This is a genomic window from Streptomyces sp. NPDC058195 (genome assembly GCF_042883525.1).
Lineage (GTDB): Bacteria > Actinomycetota > Actinomycetes > Streptomycetales > Streptomycetaceae > Streptomyces.
Genome location: NZ_JBHVVM010000026.1, coordinates 38,994 through 64,550 on the forward strand (window position 1 = coordinate 38,994; position 25,557 = coordinate 64,550).

A 25,557-nucleotide genomic window follows, 5' to 3' on the forward strand; every position below is an offset into this window, starting at 1 on the left:
AATCACCATGGGCGAGCTGATCCTGATCCGGCACGGCGAGACGGAATGGTCGCGGTCCGGGCAGCACACGAGCCACACCGACCTGCCGCTGACCCCCCTCGGCGAACGGCAGGCCCGCGCGCTGGCGCCGCTGCTCGCCGGGCGGAACATCGCCCTCACCCTGGTCAGCCCCGCCGTACGCGCCCGGCGCACCGCCGAGCTCGCCGGACTGGCCGCCCCGCTCATCACCCCCGAGCTGCGCGAATGGGACTACGGCGGCTACGAAGGCGTGACCACCGATGAGATCCGCCGCACCCGCCCCCAGTGGAACCTGTGGACCGACGGGGTCGCCGCAGGACCCGAGGACCACCCCGGTGAGACGCCCGCCGAGGTCGGCGCCCGCGCCGACCGGGTGCTGGCGAAGGCCGCCGCGGCTGCCGCCGGACGGGACGCGGACGAGGACATCGCCCTGGTCGCGCACTCCCACTTCCTGCGCGTGCTCACCGCCCGCTACCTCGGACTGACCCCGGCCGAGGGCACCCTCTTCCAGCTCGCCACGGGGGCGGCCTCCCGGCTCGGCACCGAGCACGGCAAGCCGGTGATCACGGCATGGAACGTGACACTGCCCGACAACCTGTTCCCCGGGGCCGGGCCGGAGACCGCCGCCCGCCCCTGACCGGGCCGGGACGAGCGGCGCCGGCCGGGTCAGGAGATCAGCTCCACCTCCGCCAGCCGTCCTCCTTCCCCCGCGAACACCAGGCGGTAGTGCGCGTACCGGCCCGGTGCGCGCACCGGGAACACGCGCGTCCGCCGGTCCCAGGAGAACGGCTCGGCCGACCGCCGGTCCAGGTCCGTCCACACCGTGCCGTCCGGGGAGGCTGGAGCACCCAGCCGTCCGGGGCCTTCGCCGCCCTGTCCGAGGTCAGGGTGTCCCGCACGGCACCGGCCGCCGCGCGGACCGGCAGCTCCACCGTGCCGACCCGGGCCGCCGTGGCCGAGGTGTCGTCGAAGAGCGGACCCGCGCCCCTAAGGGCTGTCCCGCAATCCCTGGTGGATCAGCGTGCGGCGTCAGACGCGGTGCATCGCAAGGCGGAGGGACGCCCGAATACTGGATGTATTCGGGCGTTCCAGCAACGCGGCGAGGTGCCGTGGCTGTCGTCGCACGCCCGCCAGGGATTACGGGACAGCCCTTAGGGACGTCCCTGGGCGGCGAGGGCACCTGGTCGTCCGTGGTGACCGAGGCGGGCGCCGCATCCTTGCCGGTCCCCCAGGAGGAGGGCCGCGGGCCCATCGCGAAGTCCAGCACACCGCCCCGGGCCAGCAGCACGTGCGGGAGTGACGTGGCGCCCCACTTCCCGCCGTTGACCTCCAGACCTTGTACGCAGAGGTTCTTCGCGCTGTTCGCCGGGGCCCTGACGACCAGGTCCCGGCCGTTCTCCAGAGGGACCGTGGCCCTCGTGAAGCGCATCCGGGCCGCGTGGTCGGCCGGGGCCATCTCGGCCCTGAGCCCGTTGTCGAAGGTCACCCCGTAGTAGTGCGGCCTCGCCGTCTCGTTCTCGTGGTGGAAGGGCAGCGCCCGTGCCGTGCGGGAGGCGTCGGGGGTGCCCGTGGCCGCCGAGGGCATCACCTGGAAGGTCTGCCGGTCACCCATCCAGGGGCTGGGCTCATGGCTGGCGCTGAACGCCTGAAGAGCCGGCAGGTTGTCGTCGCTGTTGCCGCGCGCACAGTCGTAGAGCCAGCTCGTGGAGGCGGCGTCGGTGACCGGCGTCCAGAAGTTGAAGCCATGGGGCACGGCGGTGGCGGGGATGGTGTTGCCCCGGGAGAAGGCGCCGCTGGAGTGGGCGCCGCGCACCGTAGAGGCGTAGTCGGACAGGTGTGCCCGGCGCTTCTCGGGCGCCTTCGGCGCGATCGCGATGTCGTCGATCCAGCCCTGGAACGCCGCCGTTCCCCTGGGCGCGTCGTACGCCACGAGGACGCGGTCCACGGTCCTGCCCGCCGCGACCGTGCCGACCGACGCCTCCACCGTGTTCCACTGGTTGACGTAGAGCCGCTTGGAGTCGGCCTGGCCCCGCGGGGCCAGCGGGCCGCCGTTGCTGTCGGTGGCGCCCAGATCGCTCAGATACGTACCGTCCGTGAACGCCGGATCGGCCGCCACGTGCGTCGACGGGCAGGAGAGGTCGGTCTCGCCCATCTGCGGAGAGATCAGATAGGACAGTGAGGTGTCACGGGTGACGGCCGTGTTCACATCGAAGACCTTGTTGTACGAGCAGGCCCGGCCGTCCGCCCTGTGCGTACCGGCGTACCGCAGCGCCCGCTTCCCGGTGAAACCCGTACCGGCCTTCGCCGTGGGGGGAGCCGAAAGGGCCGCGGCCGGGCAGGCTGCGCATGTCCGTGGGGGCCGGGGGTGAGGTGTCACCGTTCGAGAGCTGGATGTCGGCGAGCTGGGTGGCGTCCGTGGCACCGTTGTTCGCCGTGATCCCCAGCCGGAAGTGCCGGTACGCCCTGTCAGGTGTGAAATGGTACGACGTGGCCTGGAACCGCTCACCGAGGATCTCACCGCTTCGGGAGTCGAGATCCTGCCACTTCTGGCCGTCGGCGGATCCCTTGGAGCGTCCAGTCCTTCGGGCCGCGTTCAGCGTGGTCATTGGCTGAAGTCAGGGCATACGTCGCGACTTTGACCGGTTTGTCGAGAACGAACTCGATCCAGCCGGATGGTGCGAAGGTGAGCCATGTGGTGCCGCAATCCCCGTCGGCCAGATTCTCCTTCGCCTCCCCGCCGCCGGTGTTCTCGCCACTGGCGCGGACCTCTGTCACCTTGTCGGTGGCATTGCCCGGAATCCCTGTGGAGAATCCACCGTCGACACCTGATGACCGCTTCTTTCCCCCAGGTCCTTCTTCTGCGGTGTTGTGCCAGTCCGGCTGCCTTTCGTCCGCTTCGAAGGAGGAACGGAACGTCCGCTCCGCCAGGGGGATATGGGTTCTTTCCGCCGGTCCGGCCGACTGGGCCGCGGCCATGGCGGGGGCGGTCAGGACCAGGGCGAGTGAGGCCGCGATCAGTGCGGCGGTGCGGCTGTGCCGTGTGCGGGAACCAGGTCGGGGCTGCATGCCGAGTCGATCCTCCCGGGGGAAGTCCACCTGGACAACGTTGTCAGAGCGACACGCAAGGTCCAGTGGGTGGCCAAGTGCCGGGGTGTGTCAAGCGCGTTGGAGGTGAATGCCGGGCCCTGTTGACCGGAATGCGGAAATCGCCGTGCCGGAACCGGGAGCGTGCGGGGGGCATGTATCCGCGAGGTCTCAACTCGGGAAAGACTGCTGCTCAAACTCGCGTTCGATCTTGCTCAGTCGGCCGTGAGTGGACTATACCTGTCGGCGTCCGCACCATCGCTCCGGTGACGCGGACGTGGGGGACAAGGGGAAGCGGTCGAGGACGGCATCACGCGTGCCTCCGATACCCGGGCTCTCCGGGCACCCCACCGCACATGGCTAGCCTTAAATCAGCACCACCCAAGCGCAATTGACCGCGGTGGCGGGGCCCTTCGCCTGAGGCGAATTTTCGACGGGCGACCGGTTACACACCGCCTGAGTCCTGGAGAAGGCGAGGACTTGAGCATGGGATCCACCTCCGCCCACAACAATGAGGGCCTTGGCCGTCGCGATGTGATCAAGCGATCGGCAGCACTCGGCCTGATCAGCGTTCCCGCGATGGGCTTCCTGTCGGCCTGCGCGAGCGGCGACAGCGGCGGCGACAAGAAGGTCGAGAAGGGCAAGGTCTCCAAGACCAACCCGCTCGGCGTCAACGAGACGGCCCCGCTTGAGGTGGTCATCTTCGACGGCGGCTTCGGTCAGCAGTACGCGATCGACGCGGAGAAGAAGTACAACGAAGCGTTCCCGAAGGCTCCGAAGGTCAAGCACGTCGCGACCCAGAAGATCCAGTCGCAGCTCCAGCCCCGCTTCAACGGCGGCACCCCGCCGGACCTGATCGACAACTCCGGTGCCGAGCAGATGGACATGGGTGTCCTGGTCGGCAAGAAGCAGCTGCTCGACCTGACGCCGCTGATGGACGCCCCGTCCATCGACGACCCGAGCAAGAAGGTCCGCGACACGCTGCGTCCCGGCGTCCTGGAGATGGGCCAGTTCGAGGGCGATCCCGTCTGGATCATGTACTACGCGTACACCGTGTACGGCGTCTGGTACTCGCAGACCGCGCTCGACAACCTCGACGCGGCGTACCCGGAGGACTGGGACGCCATGCTCGCCCTCTGCGCCAAGGCGAAGAAGAAGGGCATCGCGGGCTGGACGTACGCCGGCAAGTACCCGTACTACCTGCCGTTCTCGCTCTACCCGTTCATCGGCAAGATCGGTGGCCGGGAGGTTCTCGACAAGATCGACAACCTGGAGCCGAACGCCTGGAAGGACCCCGCGGTCAAGGCGGCCTTCGAGGCGTACTACGAGCTGTACAAGAAGGGCTACATCCTTCAGGGCACCCCGGGCCTGACCCACATCCAGTCGCAGACCGAGTGGACCAAGGGCAAGGCGCTCTTCCTCCCGAACGGTTCGTGGGTGGAGAACGAGGCGGCGCCGACCACGCCCAAGGACTTCAAGATGATGGTCGCGGCGCCGTCCAGCCTGGACGCGTCCGACAAGCTGCCGTTCGGCACCATCTGGGCCTCCGGCGGTGAGCCCTTCGTCGTCCCGGCCAACGCGGCGAACCCCGAGGGCGGCATGGAGCAGCTGCGCATCATGCTCTCCGAGGAGTCCTCGAAGAACTTCACCAAGCAGGTCAAGTCGCTCAGCGCGTTCAACGGCGGAACGGACGGTCTGACCCTCTCCACCGCCATGCAGTCCGGTGTCGACGCGCTGAAGAAGGCCGGCGACAACGTGGTGAACCCGCGTCTGCAGGACTGGTACGTGAAGCTCCAGAAGGAGCAGATCGGTGTCGCCGGTATCGGCGAGATGATGGCTGGCCGCGCGACCCCTGCGGAGGCCATCAAGAAGATCCAGGCCTTCGCGGACGCGGCGGCCAAGGACCCGTCCATCAAGCGCTACAAGCACCAGTGAGCAACCGTCACCAGCGGCGGCACCCGCGGAAAGATCGGGGTCGGTAGACAATGCAGCACGGCAAGTACCGTTTCATCGTGGGGTTCTTGACACTCCCCCTGGCGTTGTACGCGGTCTTCGTCATCTGGCCGTTCATCCAGTCCATCTACTACTCGTTCACGGACTGGACCGGCCTGAGCCCGGACTTCAAGATGGTCGGGTTCGACAACTACACGAGGATGCTCAAGGACGACATCTTCTGGAAGTCCTTGCAGCACAGCGCCTTGCTCGTGCTGCTGCTGCCGCTGGTGACGCTCGGCCTGGCACTCTTCTTCGCCTTCATGCTCAATGTCGGAGGCCGGCGGCGGAAGAACGCCACGGTCTCCGGCGTGCGCGGGTCGGGTTTCTACAAGATCGCCTATTTCTTCCCGCAGGTGCTCTCGATCGTCATCGTGGCCCTGCTGTTCCAGTTCGCGTACAACCCGACCAGTGGCATGCTGAATTCGGCGCTGAAGGCGGTCGGTCTGGGCTCGGTCCAGCCGGACTGGCTGGGTGACCCGAACCTCGCGCTGATCTGCGTGATGACGGTGCTCGTCTGGTCGACGGTCGGATTCTTCGTCGTACTCTTCTCGGCCGGAATGGCGTCCATCCCGAAGGATTTCTACGAGGCGGCGCTGCTCGACGGGGCGAACCGTTTCACCACCTTCTTCAAGATCACCCTTCCGCTGCTCTGGGACACGGTGCAGTCGGGCTGGGTGTACATGGGCATCCTGGCGCTCGGTGTGGAGGCGTTCACCACCGTCCAGGTGATGACCGTGGGCCCCGGCGGCCCCGACTACTCCACCTCGGTCCTGCCGCTGTACGTCTACCAGACCGCCTTCCGCGACGGGCAGGCCGGCTACGCGACGACGATCGGTGTCGGACTGCTCTTCGTCACCCTGGCCTTCGCCGCCATCGTGATGCGGCTGGGCCGGCGCGAGCGGCTGGAGTTCTGATGCTGCGATTCCCGGGAAACGGTCCCCGGACCCCCAGCAGGCACCACAGGTCGGCCTCCGTGTCCGGCTCGACAGTACGAGGTGAGTACGCGTGAAGACGACTGACACCCCTCCCGCGGCACCGGCCGCGGACCCGGCCCCGGCGGCCGGGCGGCCCGCACCGGCGCCCAAGGCGAAGAGCAGCGAGGGCCACGTCCTCAACGTCTTCTCGCACGGTGTGCTGATCATCTGGGCGGTCCTGGTGGTCCTGCCGCTGCTGTGGGCGGTGATGTCGTCCTTCAAGACGGACGACTCGATCCTGTCGACGCCGTGGGAGCTGCCCGACAAGCTGCACTTCGAGAACTGGTCGCGCGCCTGGAGCCAGGCGCACATGAGCGACTACTTCTTCAACACCATCGTGGTGGTGGGCTGCTCGCTCGTCGGCACCCTGCTGCTCGGCTCGATGGCGGCGTACGTACTGGCGCGGTTCGACTTCCCCGGCAACCGCTTCATCTACTTCCTGTTCATCGGCGGGATGAGCTTCCCGATCATCCTGGCGCTGGTCCCGCTGTTCTTCGTGATGAACAACATGGCCCTGCTGAACACGCGGCACGGACTGATCATGGTCTACATCGCCTACTCGCTGCCGTTCACCGTCTTCTTCCTCACCTCCTTCTTCCGTACGCTGCCGACCTCGGTGGCGGAGGCGGCGATGCTCGACGGAGCCTCGCACAGCCGGACGTTCTTCCAGGTGATGCTGCCGATGGCGAAGCCGGGGCTGATCAGCGTCGGCATCTTCAACTTCCTCGGCCAGTGGAACCAGTACATGCTGCCGACGGTGCTCAACACCGATCCCAACGGCCGGGTGCTCTCCCAGGGCCTGGTCGAGCTGGCCACCAGCCAGGGCTACAAGGGTGACTGGTCAGGTCTCTTCGCCGGTCTGGTGATGGCGATGCTGCCGGTCCTGGGGGCCTACATCGTCTTCCAGCGCCAGGTCGTCGCCGGGCTCACCGCGGGCGCGGTGAAGTAGCCGCCCGCCCCCTTCGCCCGTATCCACGAACCGCCCGTCGGCCCGCGCCGACGGGCGGTTCGCGTGTGTACGCGGCCGGACACGCCGCTCATCGGAGGCTTCGGTTGCTCAAGGTCTTGACGGGGAGTGCCGCAAAACGGTCAGCTTGGAGTTCACATGTTGGAGAAAACGGCAGGAGTGAGAGAGTCGATGGAGACTCCGGGGTCGCAGACATCTCTGCATCGCGCCAACCTTGAGCGGGTCGTACGCGCGGTACGCATGGCGGGCTCGCTCACCCAGGCGGAGATCGCACGGAGCACCGGCCTGTCAGCGGCCACCGTCTCCAATATCGTTCGTGAACTGAAGGAGAGCGGCACGGTCGAGGTCACCCCGACCTCGGCGGGAGGCCGCCGGGCCCGCAGCGTCTCGCTCAGCGGGGACGCGGGCATGGTGATCGGGGTCGATTTCGGCCACACCCATCTGCGGGTGGCGATCGGCAACCTCGCCCACCAGGTGCTCGCCGAGGAGGCCGAGCCGCTGGACGTCGACGCCTCCTCCGCGGAGGGCTTCGGGCGGGCGGAGACACTGGTCCGGCGGTTGATCGCGACGACCGGGATCGGTCCGGACAAGGTGATCGGGGTGGGCCTCGGCGTTCCCGGCCCGATCGACGTGGAGTCCGGCACTCTGGGCTCCACGTCCATCCTGCCGGGCTGGACGGGCATCAACCCCAGCAAGGAGCTGGGCGGCCGTCTCGGCGTGCCGGTCTACGTCGACAACGACGCCAACCTCGGCGCGCTCGGCGAGCTGGTCTGGGGCAGCGGCCGGGGGGTCAGGGACCTCGCCTACATCAAGGTGGCCAGCGGCGTCGGCGCCGGACTGGTGATCGACGGGCGGATCTACCGGGGGCCGGGCGGCACAGCGGGCGAGATCGGCCACATCACGCTCGACGAGTCGGGCCCGGTGTGCCGCTGCGGCAACCGCGGCTGCCTGGAGACCTTCACGGCCGCCCGCTACGTGCTGCCGCTGCTCCAGCCCAGCCACGGACCCGGCCTGACCATGGAGCGGGTGGTCCAGCTGGCCCGCGAGGGCGATCCGGGGTGCCGCCGGGTGATCGGGGACGTGGGACGGCACATCGGCAGCGGGGTGGCCAACCTCTGCAACCTGCTCAACCCCAGCCGGGTGGTGCTCGGCGGATCGCTCGCGGAGGCGGGCGAGTTGGTGCTCGCGCCGATCCGCGACTCGGTCTCCCGCTACGCCATCCCGAGCGCCGCACGGCAGCTCTCGGTGCTGCCCGGGGCGCTGGGCGGACGGGCCGAAGTGCTGGGCGCGCTGGCTCTGGTGCTCAGCGAGATGGGGGATTCGACCATTTTGGAGAGCGCCTTGCCGAAAGCCACTCCTGCCTTCACTTAGATAAGGGATGGCACCGTTGTCATCTCGTTAAGGATTTACTCCTTGACGCTGCCGTCGCAGCCGAGTTGACTGCCAGCCACCTCGGCCGCGACGTTGCGGCCTCGTCAGGGAGGCAATCGGAAATGAACGCAACGACGCGACGTATCGTCATAGGAACGGCCGCGGTCTCCATGGCCCTCTCCCTCGCGGCCTGCGGCAAGGCCGGTGACGACAAGGACTCCGGCGGCGACAGCAAGACCATCGGCCTGCTGCTGCCGGAGAACAAGACCACGCGTTACGAGACGTTCGACCGCCCCCTCATGGAGGCGAAGATCAAGGCGCTGTGCGGCGACTGCGAGGTCAAGTACAACAACGCCGCGGGCGACAGCGAGACCCAGAAGAAGCAGTTCGACGCGCTCGTCACCCAGGGTGTGAAGGTCATCATCCTGGACACCGTCGACTACAAGGCCGCGAAGTCCTGGGTCCAGCAGGCCGCGAAGAAGGACGTCAAGATCGTCGCGTACGACCGTCTCGCCGAGGGGCCGATCTCCGCCTACGTGTCGTACGACAACGAGAAGATCGGCCAGCTCCAGGGCGAGGCGCTGGTCAAGGCGCTGGGCGCCAAGGCCAAGGAGAGCAACGTTGTCATGATCAACGGCTCGCCGACCGACCCCAACGCCCCCTTCTTCAAGAAGGGCGCGCACAGCGTGCTCGACCAGCAGGTCAAGAAGGTCGTCTACGAGCAGGACATCCCGGACTGGTCGCCGGACGAGGCCAACAAGAAGATGGGCGCCGCCATCGACTCGCTGGGCAAGAAGGGGTTCCAGGGCGTCTACTCCGCCAACGACGGCATGGCCGGCGGCATCATCACCGCCCTGAAGAAGCAGGACATCAAGGTCCCGGTGGGCGGACAGGACTCCGAACTCGCCGGCATCCAGCGCGTTCTGACGGGTGAACAGGCCTTCTCGATCTACAAGCAGATCAAGCCGGAGGCCGAGACCACCGCCGAGATCGCCGTCCGCCTGCTCAAGGGCGACAAGATCGACGACCTGGCCCCGGTGAAGGTCGACAGCCTCTCGGGCGAGTTCAAGGCCACCCCGTCGAAGCTTTACGACGCCTCCATCGTGACCAAGGAGAACGTCGCCTCCACGATCGTCGCGGACAAGGTCTACACGGTCGAGCAGATCTGCACCGCGCAGTACAAGGCGGCCTGCGAAGCCGCCGGGATCAAGTAGCCACCACAGCCCGGGAGTTCCGCGTCCCTGCCCGGACGTCACCCCCGGCGCCACCCCGGTCCGGTCCGGCGCCCGCCCCGTCCATGCCCCGCAGCAGGGGCGGGCGCCGGACTGCTCACCGGTCCCGGCACCGCCCTCCCCCTCGTGCTCAGCACCACCCCCCCCGCCGGTCAGGCGGCGAAGGAGATGATTCACGTGTCCGCTACGCCCGTGCTGGCGTTGCGCGGGATCTCCAAGCGGTTCGGCGCCGTCCAGGCGCTCACCGATGTGGACCTGGAGATCCACTCCGGCGAGGTGGTCGCCCTGGTCGGCGACAACGGCGCCGGAAAGTCGACCCTCGTCAAGACCATTTCGGGCGTCCACCCGATCGACGAAGGCGCCATCGAGTGGGAGGGCGCGACGGTCCGGATCAACCGGCCCAACGACGCCCAGGAGCTCGGAGTCGCCACCGTCTACCAGGACTTGGCGCTCTGCGACAACCTCGACGTGGTCGCCAACCTCTTCCTCGGCAGCGAGCTGCGCAGGGCCTCCGTCCTCGACGAGATCGCCATGGAGAAGCGCGCCAAGGAACTGCTGGACACCCTGTCCATCCGGATCCCGAGTGTCCGCATCCCGGTCGCCTCGCTCTCCGGAGGCCAGCGCCAGGTCGTGGCCATCGCCCGCGCGCTGATCGGTGACCCCAGGATCGTCATCCTCGACGAGCCGACCGCCGCCCTGGGTGTCGAGCAGACCGCGCAGGTCCTCGACCTCGTCGAGCGGCTGCGCGAGCGCGGCCACGGCGTCATCCTCATCAGCCACAACATGGCCGATGTGCGCGCCGTCGCCGACCGGGTGGCGGTGCTGCGGCTGGGCCGCAACAACGGGGTCTTCGACGTGGCCACCACGTCCCACGAGGACATCATCTCCGCGATCACCGGTGCCACGGACAATGCCGTCACGCGCCGCCAGGCACGCACAGCGACGAAGGAGGACGCCAGGTGAGCGACCTCGCCAAGACGCCCGAGAGCAGGACTCCCGGAAGCAGGCCCCCCGAGGACGAGATCCCCGCAAGCAGGACCCCCGGAGGCCCGGAGGGCGAAGCCGTGCCCGCCGACGCCACGGCCGCCGGACCCACCGCGACCCCCGCCGTCGACCCGCGCCTGCTCGTCCGCGAGGAGGGCATCAAGGGCTACTGGTCGGAGTTCGCCCGCAAGGTGCGCGGCGGCGAGCTCGGCTCGCTGCCGGTTCTGGTCGGCCTGATCGTCATCGCGATCGTCTTCCAGTTCCAGAACGAGAACTTCCTCTCCGCCAGCTCCCTGGCCAACATCGCGGTCTACAGCTCCGGCCTCGGCATCATGGCGGTCGGCATCGTCTTCGTCCTGCTGCTCGGCGAGATCGACCTGTCCGTCGGCTCGGTGGCCGGTGTCGGCGCGGCCACCTGGGCCGTGCTCAACGTCAACCACGGCTGGCCCGACTGGGCGGCGGTGCTGGTCGCGGTGGCCGGGGGCATGGTGCTCGGCGCGCTGCACGGCTTCTTCTTCGCCAAGATCGGAGTGCCCGCCTTCGTCGTCACCCTGGCGGGCTTCCTCGGCTGGAGCGGTCTGCAGGAGTGGATGATGGGCGGTGAGGGCTCGATCAACACCCCGTCCGGCAGCGTCGTGGAGAACCTCACCAACTACTTCTTCGAGGACAAGGCCGCCGGGTACGGTCTCGCCCTGGTCGCCGTCCTCGCGTACGCCGCTTCTCTCGTCATGGACAGCCGGCGCCGCCGGGCCGCCGCCCTGCCCGCCCGCCCGACCGGCGAGGTCCTGCTCCGTACGGGCGTCGTCGCCGTGCTGTGCTTCGCCGTCGCCTACGTACTGAACGAGCCCTCCGGCGCGCGCGGGCTGCCGCTGGCCCTGGTGCTCTTCCTCGCGGTGCTGGTCGTCGCGGACTTCGTGGCCCGCCGCACCGCCTTCGGCCGCCAGGTCTTCGCGGTGGGCGGCAACCCGGAGGCCGCGCGCCGTGCCGGTATCAGCGTCGACCGGGTCCGGATCATCGTCTTCGCGCTGTCCGGGATGCTGGGCGCCTTCGGCGGCCTCTTCATCGCCAGCCTCTCCGGCGGCGCCACCAAGAGCGTCGGCGGCGGCAACACCCTGATGCTGGTCATCGCGGCGGCCGTGATCGGCGGCACCAGCCTCTTCGGCGGCCGGGGCAAGGTCTGGTCCGCGCTGCTCGGCATGATCGTGATCCAGTCGATCCAGCAGGGACTGAACATGATCGGGATGGCCAACGCCATCCAGTACATGATCACCGGCGCGGTGCTGCTGGCCGCCGTGGTCATCGACTCGGTCTCCCGCCGCACCCAGAAGACCGCGGGCCGCGCGTAGCCGCGTCCCCGGCCTGGCGCCCGGTGCCCCCCGAGGGCGCCGGGCGCCCTCGTGTGCGCGCCGGGCGACCGGGCCCTGCGCACGGAGTACGTACCGCCCGATGACCTCCGGTTTAAGCGGAACATTAGACTCATCGGACCGGCATGCTCGACCAGCTCAAGACGCAAGGAGGCACGGGTGGCCCTGCTGACCCGCATCGGTGGACCGCGTGACCTGGACCGGCTCACGCCCGAGCAGCTGGAGCAGCTCGCCGAGGAGATCCGGACCTTCCTCGTCGAAGAGGTGTCCAAGACCGGCGGCCACCTCGGCCCGAACCTGGGCGTCGTCGAGCTGACCATCGCCCTGCACCGGGTCTTCGACTCGCCGAGGGACAAGGTGCTCTTCGACACCGGGCACCAGAGCTACGTGCACAAGCTGCTCACCGGCCGCCAGGACTTCTCCCGGCTCAAGAGCAAGGGCGGCCTCTCCGGCTACCCCTCGCGTGCCGAGTCCGAGCACGATGTGATCGAGAACTCGCACGCCTCCGCGGTGCTCGGCTGGGCCGACGGCCTCGCCAAGGCCAACGAGGTGCTCCGCAAGGACGACCACGTCGTCGCGGTCATAGGCGACGGCGCGCTCACCGGTGGTATGGCCTGGGAGGCGCTGAACAACATCGCCGCCGCCAAGGACCGTCCCCTCGTCATCGTCGTCAACGACAACGAGCGTTCCTACGCGCCGACCATCGGCGGCCTCGCCAACCACCTCGCCACGCTGCGCACCACCGACGGCTACGAGCGCTTCCTGGCCCGCGGCAAGGACTTCCTGGAGCGCACCCCCGTCGTGGGGAAGCCGCTGTACGAGACGCTGCACGGCGCCAAGAAGGGCCTCAAGGACTTCATCGCCCCGCAGGGCATGTTCGAGGACCTCGGCCTGAAGTACGTCGGCCCGATCGACGGCCACGACATCGAGGCCCTGGAGTCCGCGCTCCAGCGCGCCAAGCGCTTCGGCGGCCCCGTCATCGTGCACTGCATCACCGAGAAGGGCCGCGGCTACACCCCGGCCCTCCAGGACGAGGCGGACCGCTTCCACGCCGTCGGCAAGATCCACCCGGACACCGGGCTGCCCATCGCCTCCTCGGGCCTGGACTGGACCTCCGTCTTCGGCGAGGAGATGGTCAAGCTCGGCAAGGAGCGCGAGGACATCGTCGCGATCACCGCGGCCATGCTCCAGCCGGTCGGGCTGACCAAGTTCGAGAAGGAGTTCCCGGACCGGATCTACGACGTCGGCATCGCCGAGCAGCACGGCGCGGTCTCCGCGGCGGGTCTCGCCACGGGCGGGCTGCACCCCGTCTTCGCGGTGTACGCCACCTTCCTCAACCGTGCCTTCGACCAGGTCCTGATGGACGTCGCGCTGCACAAGTGCGGGGTGACCTTCGTCCTGGACCGGGCCGGGATCACCGGCACCGACGGAGCCTCGCACAACGGCATGTGGGACATGTCGATCCTGCAGTGCGTGCCCACCCTCCGGATCGCCGCCCCGCGCGACGCCGACCAGGTCCGCGCCCAGCTCCGCGAGGCCGTCGAGGTCGACGACGCGCCGACCGTGGTCCGCTTCTCCAAGGGCGCGGTCGGCCCGGCGGTGGAGGCGGTGGGCCGGATCGGCGGGATGGACGTGCTGCGAGAGCCCGGCACCACCCGGCCGGACGTGCTGCTGGTCTCGGTCGGCGCGCTCGCCCCGATGTGCCTGGAGATCGCCGGGCTGCTGGAGGCGCAGGGCATCTCGTCGACCGTGGTCGACCCGCGCTGGGTGAAGCCGGTCGACGAGGCGATGGCCCCGCTCGCCGAGCGCCACCGGGTCGTCGTCACCGTCGAGGACAACAGCCGGGCCGGCGGTGTCGGCTCCGCCGTCGCCCAGGCCCTGCGCGACGCCGGGGTCGACGTACCGCTGCGCGACTTCGGCATCCCGCCGCGCTTCCTGGACCACGCCTCCCGCAAGGAGGTCATGGCCGAGATCGGGCTGACCGCGCCGGACATCGCCCGCCAGGTCACCGGTCTGGTCGCCAAGCTGGACGGCCGCTACGGCGCCAGCGCCAGCGCCGACGTCAGCGCCGACACCGACACCGACGCCGGTGCGGTGAGCGAGCCCGCCCGCGACTGACGCCCCCTCCCGCACGGCCGATGGGCCGGTCGGGTCACCCTGTACGGGTGGTCCGACCGGCCCATTCGCGTGAAATCGCCCGATTCGTCGCCCTGTCTCACTGTGGCAACCCCAAATCATGGCGTACACGACGAATGCGCGGAGGTACGCCGGTGACTGCCCAGCAGGACACACCACCCAGCGGTGACGGACTGTTCCGGACCAAGACGGTCGAGGACTCCATCCGCGACACCGAGGAGCCGGAGCACGCGCTCCGCAAGTCCCTCTCCGCCCTGGACCTCACGGTCTTCGGTGTCGGCGTCATCATCGGCACCGGCATCTTCGTCCTCACCGGCAAGGTGGCCAAGGAGACGGCGGGCCCCGCCACGGCGCTCGCCTTCGTGGTCGCCGGGGTCGTCTGCGCGCTGGCCGCGCTCTGCTACGCCGAGTTCGCCTCCACCGTCCCGGTCGCGGGTTCCGCGTACACCTTCTCGTACGCCTCGCTGGGCGAGCTGATCGCCTGGACCATCGGCTGGGACCTGGTGCTGGAGTTCGCGCTGGGCACGGCGGTGGTGGCGGTCGGCTGGTCCGGCTACGTCCGCTCGCTGCTGGACAACTTCGGCTGGCACATCCCCGACGCGCTCTCCGGAACGGAAGCGGCGCAGGGTTTCGGCTTCGACATCCTGGCGTTCTTCCTGGTGCTCGTGCTGACCGTGGTGCTGGTGCTCGGGATGAAGCTCTCCGCCCGGGTCACGACCGTGGTCGTCGCCATCAAGATCGTGGTGGTCCTGATCGTGATCATCGCCGGGAGCTTCTTCGTGAAGGCGGCCAACTACTCGCCGTTCATCCCCGAGGCGCAGCCGCAGCCCGCGGGGTCGGGGCTGACCGAACCGCTGGTCCAGCTGATGTTCGGCTACGCGCCCACCAACTTCGGCGTCATGGGCATCTTCACCGCCGCCTCCATCGTCTTCTTCGCCTTCATCGGCTTCGACGTGGTGGCGACCGCCGCCGAGGAGACCAAGCGCCCGCAGCGCGACATGCCGCGCGGCATCCTCGCCTCGCTCTTCATCTGCACCGTGCTCTACGTCGCCGTCTCGCTGGTGGTGACCGGGATGGAGCACTACTCCGACCTGTCGATCGAAGCTCCGCTCGCCGACGCCTTCAAGGCCGTCGGCCATCCCGTCTACGCCGGGCTGATCAGCTTCGGGGCCGCGATCGGCCTCACCACCGTCTGTCTGATCCTGCTGCTGGGGCAGACCCGGGTCTTCTTCGCGATGAGCCGTGACGGACTGCTCCCGAGGTTCTTCTCCAAGACCCACCCGAAGTACGGCACCCCGTACCGTCCGACCATCCTGCTCGGTGTGGTCATCGCCGTCGTCGCCGGATTCACCAGCATCAACGAACTGGCGGCGCTGGTGAACATCGGCACGCTCTTCGCCTTCGTCGTGGTCGCCCTCGGGCTGCTGGTGCTGCGCCGCACCCGCCCCGATCTGCCCCGCGCCTTCCGTACCCCGTGGGTGCCGTTCGTGCCGATCGCGTCGGTGGCCGCCTCGGTGTGGCTGATGCTCAACCTCCCGGCGGAGACCTGGCTGCGGTTCGGTGTCTGGATGGCCATCGGCGTGATCATCTACTTCGCCTACGGGCGTTCCCACAGCCGGCTGCACACACGGAGAACCAGCAGGTGACACCGGGTTCGGGAGGGTCCGGACGCGGGGTCATAGGATGCCTGTATGACTTGGCTGATCACGGGTGGCGCGGGTTTCATCGGGGCGCACGTCGTAAGGGCGATGCTCGACGCGGGCGAGCGGGCGGTGGTGTACGACGACCTGTCGAGCGGTGACCCGGCCCGGATTCCCGACGGGGCGCAGTTCGTCAAGGGATCCACGCTGGACCGGGAGGCGCTGGACCGGGTGATCGCCGAGCACGGTGTCGACGGTGTCGTGCACCTGGCGGGCAAGAAGCAGGTCGCCGAGTCCGTGGCCCGCCCGCTGCACTACTACCGGGAGAACGTGTACGGTCTCCAGACCCTGCTGGAGGCCGTCACCGCCGCGGGCGCCCGCCGCTTCCTGTTCTCCTCGTCGGCCGCCGTCTACGGGGTGCCGGACGTGGACCTGGTCACCGAGAGCACGCCGTGCGCCCCGATCAACCCGTACGGTGAGACGAAGCTGGCGGGCGAGTGGATGGTCCGCGCGACGGGCGCGGCGCACGGCATGGCGACGGCCTCGCTGCGGTATTTCAACGTGGCGGGCGCGGCCTCGGCGGACCTCGCGGACACGGGGGTCTGCAATCTGATCCCGATGGTCTTCGAGAAGCTCACGCGGGGCGAGGCGCCGCTGGTCTTCGGCGACGACTACGCCACCCCGGACGGCACGGCGATCCGCGACTTCATCCATGTCGCCGACCTCGCCTCGGCGCATGTCGCGGTGGCGCGGGCACTCGGCGCACGCGGTGACGGGACCGACCTCACGGTCAACATCGGCCGGGGCGAAGGCGTCTCCGTACGCGAGATGATCGCCCTGATCGGCGAGGTCACCGGTTACGGACCGGCCGCCGAACCGGCCGTACGCCCGCGCCGTCCCGGAGACCCGGCCAAGGTGGTGGCCGCCGCCGGCCGGATGCGCTCCGAGCTGGGGTGGACCGCACGGCACGAGGTGCGTGCGATGGTCGAATCGGCCTGGGAGGGCTGGTGCCTGTTCCACCCCGAGGCGCGGCGCTGACGCGCTCCGGCATACGGCGATGCCCCGGGACACGCGGTCCCGGGGCATCGCCCTACGGCGTACCGGCCGCTCAGCCGCCGGTCGCCGGTGACTTCTTCGCGGACTCGGGGATGGCGGCGTCCTCGCGGATCGCCTTCCAGAGCTCGCCGGCCTGGGGTTCGGCCGCGATGACCCGGTTCTTGTCGATCTTGTCGTACGCCACCGGGAGCATGATGGTCTCCATCGTGCCCGGGTCGACGCCGTTCATCGACCGCGCGAACTCCGCCAGGGACGTCAGCGAGGCCAGCTCGGAGTCGGTGGTCAGCGACTTCGTCGCGGAGCTCGCCACCTTGTAGGACTTCGCCGGGCTGCCCAGCAGGTTCTGGGACTTGACCTCGCTCAGCAGGGCCAGCAGGAACTGCTGCTGGAGACCGATGCGGCCGAGGTCGCTGCCGTCGCCGATGCCGTGCCGGGTGCGTACGTAGGCGAGGGACTGGGTGCCGTCGAGCCGGTGCGTCCCGGCGGTCAGGTCGAGCCCGGAGGACTTGTCGTGGATGGGCTTCTCGACCTCGACGGTGACCCCGCCGATGGCGTCGACGAGATCCTTGAACCCGGCGAAGTTGATCTCCAGGTAGTGGTCGATGCGGACCCCGGACATCTTCTCCACGGTCTTGACCACACAGGCCGGACCCACCTGGGAGTACACCGAGTTGAACATCACACGGTCGGCGGTCGGCACCGTCGAGCCGTCGCCCTTGGCGCACTCGGGCCGGGTCACCAGGGTGTCGCGCGGAATGGAGACCGCGACGGCCTTGCTCCGGCCCTCGGGTATGTGCACCACCATCGCGGTGTCGGAGCGCGCGCCGCTGACGTCGCCGCCACCGCCCAGCTCCTTGTTCTCCGCTCCGGCCCGGGAGTCGGAGCCGAGGACGAGCAGGTTCTGCCCGCTGGTCGGGAGCTTCTCGGGACGGTCCTCACCGAGCGCCTTGTCGATGTCGACGCCGGTGATGTTCCCGTCGAGCCTGCTGTACAGCCAGTACAGGGTGGAGCCACCGGCCACCACGAGCACCAGCAGCGTGACGAGCACGCCGCGCCTGATGCGCTGGCCGCGGGTACGGACCTTGCGGCCCCTGGGCTTGTGACGGGAGGGCGGATCGGAGTCGTCAGACATACACAGCTCGTCATCGTCTGGGCCCCTGGGTCAGTGGGGGACCACTGAGGCGAGTCGGAACCTCCCGTCCTGCGCGGCTGCGAGGTGCCGCGGAACGGGAGGGGGGTCGTACAAAGGACCCGACCGCGGCTCATGGGGCGCGCGCTGGACGGGGTCACGGCGGACGTCGCTGGCCGCACATGTGTCAACGGATCGGACGCTGGAGCACTATAGACAGATTTTCTGGGCGGCAGGGAGGGCGCCTGTCCTCCGGGGGGCCGGGAGGGGCACCGGGGCCTCGACGCCGGGGTGGGATAGGTCACACCGGTGGGGCCGGACGCCTCGCGCGGGCCGCGCCCGCCGCGGGGGCGGACCTCGGGCCGGTGAACGCCGCCCCGGCGGCCCGCCGGTGCTGAGCATATGATGTGTCGGCCGCGTACGGGCGGGATGAAGAACGGGTGAAGCGGAGAGGGTGTCACGGGCCATGCGGAGAAGAGGACCGAACTCCGCGAGCGGCACCCGCGCCCCCGCCCCGTCGTCCGCCCCCCGCCAGGTCCACGGAACACCGCACGGCCGCTGGATGCCGCTCGGCAAGGACGGCAGGCTCACGCTCTACGCCCGCACGGACGGCGGTCTGCTGCGCTGGACGCAGCGGAGCGCGGGCGGGGACCGCTGGGACGGCCCGCAGTTCGTCCCGGTCGCGGGCCTGACGGACGTGACCGTCGTTCAGGGCGCCAACGCGTATGTGCACTTCCTGGGGCGGCGCGAGCGCGCTGGTGCCGACGGTCCGAAAGCGGACTACGTGCACGCCGTCCAGTACCAGACGGGCCGTCCCGTCACCGCGTGGCGCTCGCTGGGCAACTTCCACCGTGAACGGGAGGCGGGCCTGAAGGCCGGTGCGCCCGCCGGGGCCGTCGACGCGCAGGGAACGGTCTTCGTCTTCGCGCGCAACGCGGGTCGCGGACTGCAGATGCGCCGTGAGGGCAAGGGCGGCAAGTGGGGGGCCTGGCAGGACCTCAAGGGCGCCGGGCTCGCCGCCGAACTGGTGCCGTCGGTGACGGCGAGCGGGCTCGTGGAGGTCTTCGCGCCCAGTGACAGCGGCGTGCAGCAGTGGCGTCAGGACGCTCCGGACGGTCCGCTGGTGACCGCTCAGCCCTCGCAGTTCTACGCGCTGGCGGGATCCGCGACCGCGCTGGAGACGGCACCGGACCGCCTCACCTACTACTGGACCGACGCGAACACGGCGGGGGTCGTCGCCTACCGGGCGGGCGCCTGGCCGCTCGCGGTGGGCGGGTACCCGGGGGACGGGGCCGTCGTGGCGCTGCGTACCCCGCTCGACGGCTACGACTGCACGGTTCTCGCGCAGCGCGGGGCGGGCGGCACGCTGCTGATCGGGGTCTGCGGTACCGAGGCGGAGCAGGGCGGCGTCTGGTGGTCGGACACCACCAAGGAGTGCGTCGGCGACCCCGCCCTCGCCCTCGACGGCCACGGCCGTGTCGTCGTGGCGATGCGCGGGCGGGACGGGGGCGTATCCGTCGCCCGGCAGGAAGACGGACCGGGGCTCACGCTCTCACCGCACTGGCACCGGCTGTGATCTGAGGGTCTCTTTTCGGCCGCCGGGCGCCGGGTGGCACCGGGGTGTTACCTCGTTACCTCGATTCCATGTGGTGTTCCCGTGAAGTTGTAGAAGGTTGTATGACTTCCCGGTGGGATTCATCACGGCTATATGTCGTATATGTCCGCTTTTTTGGTTGGACATTGATCGGTTCCTTATGTGAAAGTTCTGTGACTTGCTCGCGGGTGAGCAGATTCGGCCATCCAGTGCGGCGGCCGACATGGTGGATGACAGTTTTCGGTCTCATTCCGTTCGTCGTCAGGGCACGAGGTGGTGCCCCGATGCGGCAGGCGCTGGACCGCAGTGGCGTGGGTGGTGGATGCCTCGTGGTCGATTCCGGTAATCCGGAGGCGGGATCGCTGGTCTCGGCGTATCGGTCCGTGGTGCCGGTGGGCGCGCGACGAGGCATCGTCCGCAAAGTGCCCGCCCCGCTCCGCTCCGCCGTCAAGTCCTCGTTCACCTCCGTCGACGCCGTCCGGTCGGCCACGGTCGTCTGGGCGATGGGCGGCCGTCGCAGGACGCCCCGGCACAGCGCGGCCCACGTGCGCCGGGTGGTGCGCGTCGAGGGGCGGCACATGCACGCCCTGCTCGTGGAAGGCGCGACGGCCTGGGCGGCCCGCGCCCGCAATCTGCACATCCTCGTCTCCGTGCTGGAGGCCGGGGGCATCGAGTACTTCTGCATCCGCGGCGCGAAGAACGTCCCGACGGTCGCGGTGCCCGTCGCGCTGCGCGAGACCGCGGAGGAGATGCTCCGGCTCGCCTTCGAGCAGTCCCCGGGCTACGTGGGCGCGGCCACCGCGTCGGAGTCGGACGTGCGCCCCGGCGACGACGGCAGGTCCTGGCGGCAGCTGCGCAAGCACGACGCCCTCCGGGTCGCCTGGTACGTCACGGACCCCACACAGCACCTCGTCTTCGGCATCGACCAGGGGTGCGACCTCGAATTCTGGGCGGAACGGGACGGCCGGTACGAAGCCCCCCGCCCCAACAGCGTCGTCGAACAGGTCCCCGCGGACACCCCCCGGCCAGCCGCTCCGCAGGCCCTGTTCGCGCTCGTCCCCGGCGCCTACACCACCGGCGTCACGCGCACCCTGCCGGAGTTCACCCAGCCACTGCCGGACGACCACCTCTTCCCCATCGACGTCGTCTACACCTGGGTCGACGACTCCGACCCGGTATGGGCCGCGGAGCGGGACGCCGCGCGCTCGGGGCGCCCCGGCGCACCCGCCCCGAGCCTGCACGCCCAGGCCGCCAACGACGCCCGGTTCACCAGCCGCGACGAACTGCGCTACTCGCTGCGCTCGCTGCACCAGTACGCGCCGTGGGTGCGCAACGTCTACCTGGTCACCGCCGGGCAGGTGCCCGCCTGGCTCGACACCGACGTACCGGGGCTTCAGGTCGTCGACCACCGCGAGATCTTCTCCGACCCCACCGCCCTGCCGACCTTCAACTCGCACGCCATCGAGAGCCAGCTGCACCGCATCGAGGGACTGTCCGAGCACTTCCTGTACCTCAACGACGACGTGTTCTTCGGCCGGCCGCTCACCCCCGGACACTTCTTCCACGCCAACGGGCTGAGCAAGTTCTTCCAGTCCAAGGCGCTCGTGCCGACCGGCTCACCGGACTCCGACGACCTGCCGGTGAACGCCGCGGGCAAGAACAGCAGGGCTCTGATCGAGCGCTCCTTCGGCACCCGCATCGCGCAGAAGATGAAGCACACCCCGCACGCACTGCGCCGCAGCGTCCTCGCCGACATCGAGCGGGAGTACGACGAGGCGCATCGCCGCACCCAGCACTCACGCTTCCGCTCGCCCGAGGACGTCCCCATCACCTCGTCCCTGCACCACTACTACGGCTTCCACACCGGACGGGCGACCGTCGGCAGCCTGCGCTACGTCTACGTCGACCTCGCCGCCGACCAGGCGCGGCGCCGCCTGAACTCGCTGCTCGCCCGCCGCGACTTCGACACGTTCTGCCTCAACGACACCGTCGTACACCCCGACCCCGAGGCGCAGGACCGCATGGTCCGGTCGTTCCTCGCGAGCTACTTCCCCGTGCCCAGCCGGTACGAACTGCCCGCCGGGGCCACCGGACCCACCCGGCTCACCGACCGCCGTGTCCTCCAGCCCAGCCTGGACGCGGGTTCCACCCACCACGGCCTTGCCGACGGAGCCGCCCGATGAAGCGCCGACGACCCCTGCGCGCCCTGCGCCGCCGGATGCGCCGCCAGACCACTCGCCTCCGGTCGGTGCTGCTGCGCCGTTTCTTCCTGCCGCGCCGCGAGGGCCGGGCCGCGGTACTGCGCTACGCCGCCGTACTCGACGGGCAGACCGTCAACCTGCACGCCCGGATGCCACGCTGGGTGCGGCCCGACGAGGACGCCCGGATCGAGCTGCGGCGCCGGGGCCGTCGGCTCGCCACCGCCGCCAGGGTCTACACCGACCACGACGGAGGAGTCGCGATGGACGCGGCGATCCTGCTCGGACAGGACGTGAACGGTCTGCCGCTGACCCCCGGCCGCTGGAAGATCCGGCTCCGCCTCTCCCAGGGGCTGCGCCGCACGCTGCCCCTGCTCCTCGTCGACCTTCCCGTCCCGTACGGGGGCCCGACGCGGCCCATGGAGGCCGCCGCGGCGACCGGGGCCCGGTACCGGCTGGGCCGCGGTGTCACCGGCAACGCCCGGGTGACGTTCAGCCCGGCCCAGCCCTCGGCGGAGGTGGTGCGCGTCCACGTGACCCACAGCCAGGTCGAGGTCGCCTTCCGCGTGGCCGGAGGCGAACCCGAAGCCCCCTGGGCCGAGTTCGTCGCCTCCGGGCGCCGCCTGAGGGCCGGGGTCGACCGCGCCGACGGAGGGCTGTGGCAGGTGTCCGTACCGCTGCACCTCATGGCGCCGCGCCGTGACCGCGCCGAGCAGTGGGACCTGGTCCTGTGCTCCGGCAACCTGCGCGACATGCGCCTGGGGCGGCGCCTGCACGACGTCCGCAACCCCGGACGGGTCTTCGCCTACCGGCAGACCGCGGTGACACCGGTCGGCCAGCACCCCATGCTCGTACTGCCCCGCTACACACCCGCGGGTAACTTCCGCATCCAGTGCAGCCCGATGACGGAAGCCGCGTAACCGCACACCATGAAGATCACCTTTCTCCTGCTCACCGCGGACGCCGTCGGGGGCACCGAACGAGCGGTGTTCAACCAGGCGGCCGAACTCGTGGGCAACCACGACGTCCGCGTGCTGAGCATCCTCAAGACCCAGCCGCGGCTGTTCTTCCCGATCGACGAGCGCGTCCGCGTCGACTACCTGATCGACCGGACCGGGCCCGCCCCCGTCCCGATCCGCCCCACCGGCCTGCCCGCCGAGGCATGGGCGCAGGTGGCCGACCGGCCCAGCGCCCTGGTGGACCCCGCCTGGGAAGCGGCCTTCAACAGGCTGACCGACCTGGAACTGGAATACGCGCTCCAGCACACCGACACGGATCTGCTGATCACCACCACCCCGGCGCTCATGGCGCTCGCGGTGCAGCTGGCGCCCCCGCACGTGATGACGCTCCACCAGGAACACCGGGTCTCCGAACTGCGCGGCCCCAGCGCCGAACCACTGCTGCGCTACGCCTCCCGCCTGGACGCGCTCGCCGTGCTCAGCAACCGCACGCGCGACTGGTTCGCCGAGACCCTCGGCCACAGCGCACCGCGCATCGACGTCGTCCCCAACGCCCTGCCGCGCGGGTTCCGGCCACGCTCCACCCTGGAGACCCGGAGCGTCGTCATCGCGGGCCGGCTGGTCGGCGAGAAGCAGATCGACCACGCCATCACCATCTGGCACACGGTGGCCCGCCACCACCCCACCTGGATCCTGCGCGTCTTCGGTGACGGTCCGCTCGCCGGTGCCCTGCGCCGCCAGATCGACGTGCTCGGACTGCAGGACAGCGTCCAGCTCAACGGCAACTCCCCGCACCTGGCCGAGGAATGGGCCAAGGCCAGCATCGCCCTGATGACGTCCCGCAACGAGGCGTTCCCGCTGGTGCTGACCGAGGCCCAGGCCGCCGGGGTACCCGTGGTCTCCTACGACTGCCCCAACGGCCCGCGCGAAGTCGTCCTGGACGGGCAGACCGGCATCCTCGTCCCGGCGAACGACACCGACGCCGCCGCCCGGGCGCTCATCCGGCTCATCGAGGACGCCCCGCTGCGCCACGGCATGGGGCAGGCGGCGGCCGACTCGGTCGCCCGGCTCGCCCCGCCCGTGGTCACCGCGATGTGGGAGAACATCTTCGCCGGGCTGGAGAGCGAGCGGGCGTCCGGACAGCGCGAGGCCCGCAAGGCGGAGCGCCAGGCACTGCACTCCCTGATGAGCGGCCAGGAAGGCATCCTCCGCCCGGCCGCACCGGCCCCCGCCACCTCGGTCGACACCAAGGAACAGCGGGCCCTGGAGGAGCGGCTGCTCCGTTCCGACCGGGGCCTGGTGCGCGACGGCGGACAGCTGTGCCGCCGGATGGGCGGCGAATCCCCCTGGGACGTCGTCCAGCACAATCTGGCGCTGGTCGCCACGGCCCTGGAACAGGCGCAGATCCCGTACTTCGTCACCCGGGACACCAACGTCCGGCACGCGGTCGCCGTCCACACCTCCAACCGGGAGCTCGTGCTCAAGGCGCTCACCGCGACGCACGGCGGCAGCGCCGTCTACGTGGCGCTCCTCAACGAACGCCAGAACCCGACCGCCACGGTCCTCGCCGCCTTCGCCGAGCGATACGCCCAGAGCTCCTGCCCGGCCGTCCGCGTCTACCAGAACGCCGTCACCTCCGCCCGCACCCTCCGCCTCGCCGGGGTCTACGGCTGCACGGTCAACTTCTGGGAGGAGGACGCCGAGGACCCGCACATGATGGTCTCCCCGGTCCGCACCGTCGTCGGCGACAAGGTGCCCACCCAGACCATGAACCTGACCCGGACCGTGCTCGGCGGACGCACCTACCCCACCATCGAGCCGTACGCCCACACCGTCCACGGCGACGTCAGCTTCCCCATCGACGCCGTGTACACCTGGGTCGACGGCGGCGACGTCGCCTGGCTGGAGCGGAAGAACGCGGTGATGCGCGCCCTCGGCATGCAGACCGAGGACTCCGCGAGCAGCGCCGCCCGCTTCCGCGACCGGGACGAACTGCGCTACTCGCTGCGCTCCCTCGACATGCACGCCCCCTGGATCCGCACCATCTACCTGGTCACCGACCAGCAGGTGCCGCGATGGCTCGACCTGAACCACCCGCGGGTCCGGGTCGTGGACCACCGGGAGATCTTCGCCGACCCGTCGGTGCTGCCGACGTACAACTCACATGCCATCGAGAGCCAGCTGCACCGCATCGACGGGCTGTCCGAGCACTTCCTGTACTTCAACGACGACGTGTTCATCGGCCGGGTGCTCCAGCCGGGCATGTTCTTCCACAGCAACGGCGTCGCCAAGCACTTCATGTCCCCGACGACCGTGCCCATGGGGCCGACCACGGGCACCGACGAGTTCAACGTGAGCGCCGCCAAGAACAACCGCGCCCTGATAGCCGACACCTTCGGGCAGTTCCTCGCACACTCGTTCCTGCACGCACCGCATCCGCTGCGCCGCAGCGTCCTCGCGGACATCGAACACTCCTACCCCGAGGCCGTCGCGGCGACCGCCGCCGGCCGGTTCCGCAGCCACTCCGACCTCGCGATCGCCTCGTCGCTGCACCACTACTTCGGCTTCCACACACAGCGTTCGGCCCCGGGCAGCATCAACTGCGGCTTCGTCAACGTGGGTCTGAGCGAGCACAAGCAGCGGCTCTCCCGCCTCCAGCTCAACCGCCCGCACGACGTGTTCTGCCTGAACGACTACCACGACGGCGATGTCACCGAGGACGAGCAGGACGCCGTCCTGGCGGCGTTCCTGCCCTCGTACTTCCCGGTGGCCAGCCAGTTCGAGGCGGGTTCCCCCCGCAACCAGCGCTTCCACGCCGGACAGCTGCCGCAGTGGCCGCTGTGAGCGCGCCCCCCG

General features: G+C 69.7%; 18 protein-coding genes and 1 pseudogene. 15 read left to right on the plus strand and 4 right to left on the minus strand.

Going from position 1 to position 25,557, the window contains the following annotated elements; all coding sequences use genetic code 11:
* Window positions 1–7 precede the first annotated feature (7 nt).
* A complete protein-coding gene (locus ACFVWY_RS27210; protein ID WP_389877167.1) occupies window positions 8–655 on the plus strand; it encodes a histidine phosphatase family protein in 648 nt (215 codons plus the stop codon).
* 29 nt (window positions 656–684) lie between these two features.
* Here ACFVWY_RS27210 and ACFVWY_RS27215 read toward each other — a convergent pair whose 3' ends face one another.
* From ACFVWY_RS27215 to ACFVWY_RS27225, 3 genes and pseudogenes are all read right to left on the minus strand, one after another.
* Window positions 685–840 (minus strand): hypothetical protein, encoded by a 156-nt coding sequence (locus tag ACFVWY_RS27215; protein WP_389877074.1) that lies wholly within the window; start codon window positions 838–840, stop codon window positions 685–687.
* A 61-nt stretch (window positions 841–901) separates the two neighbouring features.
* On the minus strand, window positions 902–1,447 hold the full coding sequence (locus ACFVWY_RS27220; RefSeq protein WP_389877168.1) for a glycoside hydrolase domain-containing protein: 546 nt from the start codon (window positions 1,445–1,447) through the stop codon (window positions 902–904).
* Window positions 1,436–3,084: pseudogene (locus ACFVWY_RS27225) on the minus strand (discoidin domain-containing protein); the annotation flags it as partial. The gene ACFVWY_RS27220 and the pseudogene ACFVWY_RS27225, both read right to left, overlap by 12 nt.
* A gap of 504 nt (window positions 3,085–3,588) precedes the next feature.
* Here ACFVWY_RS27225 and ngcE point away from each other — a divergent pair.
* The 10 genes from ngcE (at window position 3,589) to galE (ending at window position 16,803) form a co-directional block, all read left to right on the plus strand.
* Window positions 3,589–5,037 carry an N-acetylglucosamine/diacetylchitobiose ABC transporter substrate-binding protein gene (gene ngcE / locus ACFVWY_RS27230; protein ID WP_389877076.1) on the plus strand — a complete coding sequence of 483 codons (1,449 nt, stop codon included), beginning with the start codon at window positions 3,589–3,591 and terminating at the stop codon, window positions 5,035–5,037.
* A 50-nt stretch (window positions 5,038–5,087) separates the two neighbouring features.
* A complete protein-coding gene (locus ACFVWY_RS27235; RefSeq protein ID WP_389877077.1) occupies window positions 5,088–6,011 on the plus strand; it encodes a carbohydrate ABC transporter permease in 924 nt (307 codons plus the stop codon).
* 91 nt (window positions 6,012–6,102) lie between these two features.
* Complete coding sequence (locus tag ACFVWY_RS27240) at window positions 6,103–7,020, plus strand: carbohydrate ABC transporter permease (RefSeq protein WP_389877079.1); 918 nt, start codon at window positions 6,103–6,105, stop codon at window positions 7,018–7,020.
* A 189-nt stretch (window positions 7,021–7,209) separates the two neighbouring features.
* Complete coding sequence (locus ACFVWY_RS27245; protein WP_389877080.1) at window positions 7,210–8,409, plus strand: ROK family protein; 1,200 nt, start codon at window positions 7,210–7,212, stop codon at window positions 8,407–8,409.
* Between the two features lie 122 nt (window positions 8,410–8,531).
* Window positions 8,532–9,623 carry a sugar ABC transporter substrate-binding protein gene (locus ACFVWY_RS27250; protein WP_389877082.1) on the plus strand — a complete coding sequence of 364 codons (1,092 nt, stop codon included), beginning with the start codon at window positions 8,532–8,534 and terminating at the stop codon, window positions 9,621–9,623.
* Window positions 9,624–9,809: 186 nt separating this feature from the next.
* Window positions 9,810–10,604 carry an ATP-binding cassette domain-containing protein gene (locus ACFVWY_RS27255; RefSeq protein WP_389877169.1) on the plus strand — a complete coding sequence of 265 codons (795 nt, stop codon included), beginning with the start codon at window positions 9,810–9,812 and terminating at the stop codon, window positions 10,602–10,604.
* Between the two features lie 101 nt (window positions 10,605–10,705).
* Window positions 10,706–11,971 carry a sugar ABC transporter permease gene (locus tag ACFVWY_RS27260; protein ID WP_389877170.1) on the plus strand — a complete coding sequence of 422 codons (1,266 nt, stop codon included), beginning with the start codon at window positions 10,706–10,708 and terminating at the stop codon, window positions 11,969–11,971.
* Between the two features lie 177 nt (window positions 11,972–12,148).
* On the plus strand, window positions 12,149–14,107 hold the full coding sequence (dxs, locus tag ACFVWY_RS27265) for a 1-deoxy-D-xylulose-5-phosphate synthase (RefSeq protein ID WP_389877083.1): 1,959 nt from the start codon (window positions 12,149–12,151) through the stop codon (window positions 14,105–14,107).
* A 152-nt stretch (window positions 14,108–14,259) separates the two neighbouring features.
* Entirely contained in the window at window positions 14,260–15,771 is a 1,512-nt protein-coding gene (locus ACFVWY_RS27270; protein WP_389877085.1) for an amino acid permease, read from the plus strand.
* 45 nt (window positions 15,772–15,816) lie between these two features.
* Window positions 15,817–16,803 carry a UDP-glucose 4-epimerase GalE gene (gene galE / locus ACFVWY_RS27275; RefSeq protein ID WP_389877087.1) on the plus strand — a complete coding sequence of 329 codons (987 nt, stop codon included), beginning with the start codon at window positions 15,817–15,819 and terminating at the stop codon, window positions 16,801–16,803.
* Between the two features lie 70 nt (window positions 16,804–16,873).
* Here the strand turns inward: galE and ACFVWY_RS27280 are convergent, their stop codons facing one another.
* Window positions 16,874–17,953 (minus strand): LCP family protein, encoded by a 1,080-nt coding sequence (locus ACFVWY_RS27280; RefSeq protein ID WP_389877088.1) that lies wholly within the window; start codon window positions 17,951–17,953, stop codon window positions 16,874–16,876.
* A gap of 463 nt (window positions 17,954–18,416) precedes the next feature.
* Between ACFVWY_RS27280 and ACFVWY_RS27285 the strand changes: the two genes are divergently transcribed.
* From ACFVWY_RS27285 to ACFVWY_RS27300, 4 genes are all read left to right on the plus strand, one after another.
* Window positions 18,417–19,526: a hypothetical protein gene (locus ACFVWY_RS27285; RefSeq protein ID WP_389877089.1), complete on the plus strand. Its 1,110-nt coding sequence runs from the start codon at window positions 18,417–18,419 to the stop codon at window positions 19,524–19,526.
* 347 nt (window positions 19,527–19,873) lie between these two features.
* Window positions 19,874–21,727 carry a stealth family protein gene (locus ACFVWY_RS27290; RefSeq protein ID WP_389877091.1) on the plus strand — a complete coding sequence of 618 codons (1,854 nt, stop codon included), beginning with the start codon at window positions 19,874–19,876 and terminating at the stop codon, window positions 21,725–21,727.
* A complete protein-coding gene (locus ACFVWY_RS27295; protein WP_389877092.1) occupies window positions 21,724–22,662 on the plus strand; it encodes a hypothetical protein in 939 nt (312 codons plus the stop codon). The genes ACFVWY_RS27290 and ACFVWY_RS27295 overlap by 4 nt, the downstream gene beginning before the upstream one ends.
* Window positions 22,663–22,671: 9 nt before the next feature.
* Entirely contained in the window at window positions 22,672–25,545 is a 2,874-nt protein-coding gene (locus ACFVWY_RS27300; RefSeq protein ID WP_389877094.1) for a stealth conserved region 3 domain-containing protein, read from the plus strand.
* Window positions 25,546–25,557 lie beyond the last annotated feature (12 nt).

Excerpts from the sequence above, each read along its gene's own strand:
- ACFVWY_RS27210 (WP_389877167.1), top strand. The coding sequence starts at position 8 with ATGGGCGAGCTGATCCTGATCCGGCACGGCGAGACGGAATGGTCGCGG.
- ACFVWY_RS27220 (WP_389877168.1), bottom strand. The coding sequence starts at position 1,447 with ATGCGCTTCACGAGGGCCACGGTCCCTCTGGAGAACGGCCGGGACCTG.
- ngcE (WP_389877076.1), top strand. The coding sequence starts at position 3,589 with ATGGGATCCACCTCCGCCCACAACAATGAGGGCCTTGGCCGTCGCGAT.
- ACFVWY_RS27235 (WP_389877077.1), top strand. The coding sequence starts at position 5,088 with ATGCAGCACGGCAAGTACCGTTTCATCGTGGGGTTCTTGACACTCCCC.
- ACFVWY_RS27245 (WP_389877080.1), top strand. The coding sequence starts at position 7,210 with ATGGAGACTCCGGGGTCGCAGACATCTCTGCATCGCGCCAACCTTGAG.
- ACFVWY_RS27250 (WP_389877082.1), top strand. The coding sequence starts at position 8,532 with ATGAACGCAACGACGCGACGTATCGTCATAGGAACGGCCGCGGTCTCC.
- ACFVWY_RS27255 (WP_389877169.1), top strand. The coding sequence starts at position 9,810 with ATGATTCACGTGTCCGCTACGCCCGTGCTGGCGTTGCGCGGGATCTCC.
- galE (WP_389877087.1), top strand. The coding sequence starts at position 15,817 with ATGACTTGGCTGATCACGGGTGGCGCGGGTTTCATCGGGGCGCACGTC.
- ACFVWY_RS27280 (WP_389877088.1), bottom strand. The coding sequence starts at position 17,953 with ATGTCTGACGACTCCGATCCGCCCTCCCGTCACAAGCCCAGGGGCCGC.
- ACFVWY_RS27285 (WP_389877089.1), top strand. The coding sequence starts at position 18,417 with ATGCGGAGAAGAGGACCGAACTCCGCGAGCGGCACCCGCGCCCCCGCC.
- ACFVWY_RS27295 (WP_389877092.1), top strand. The coding sequence starts at position 21,724 with ATGAAGCGCCGACGACCCCTGCGCGCCCTGCGCCGCCGGATGCGCCGC.
- ACFVWY_RS27300 (WP_389877094.1), top strand. The coding sequence starts at position 22,672 with ATGAAGATCACCTTTCTCCTGCTCACCGCGGACGCCGTCGGGGGCACC.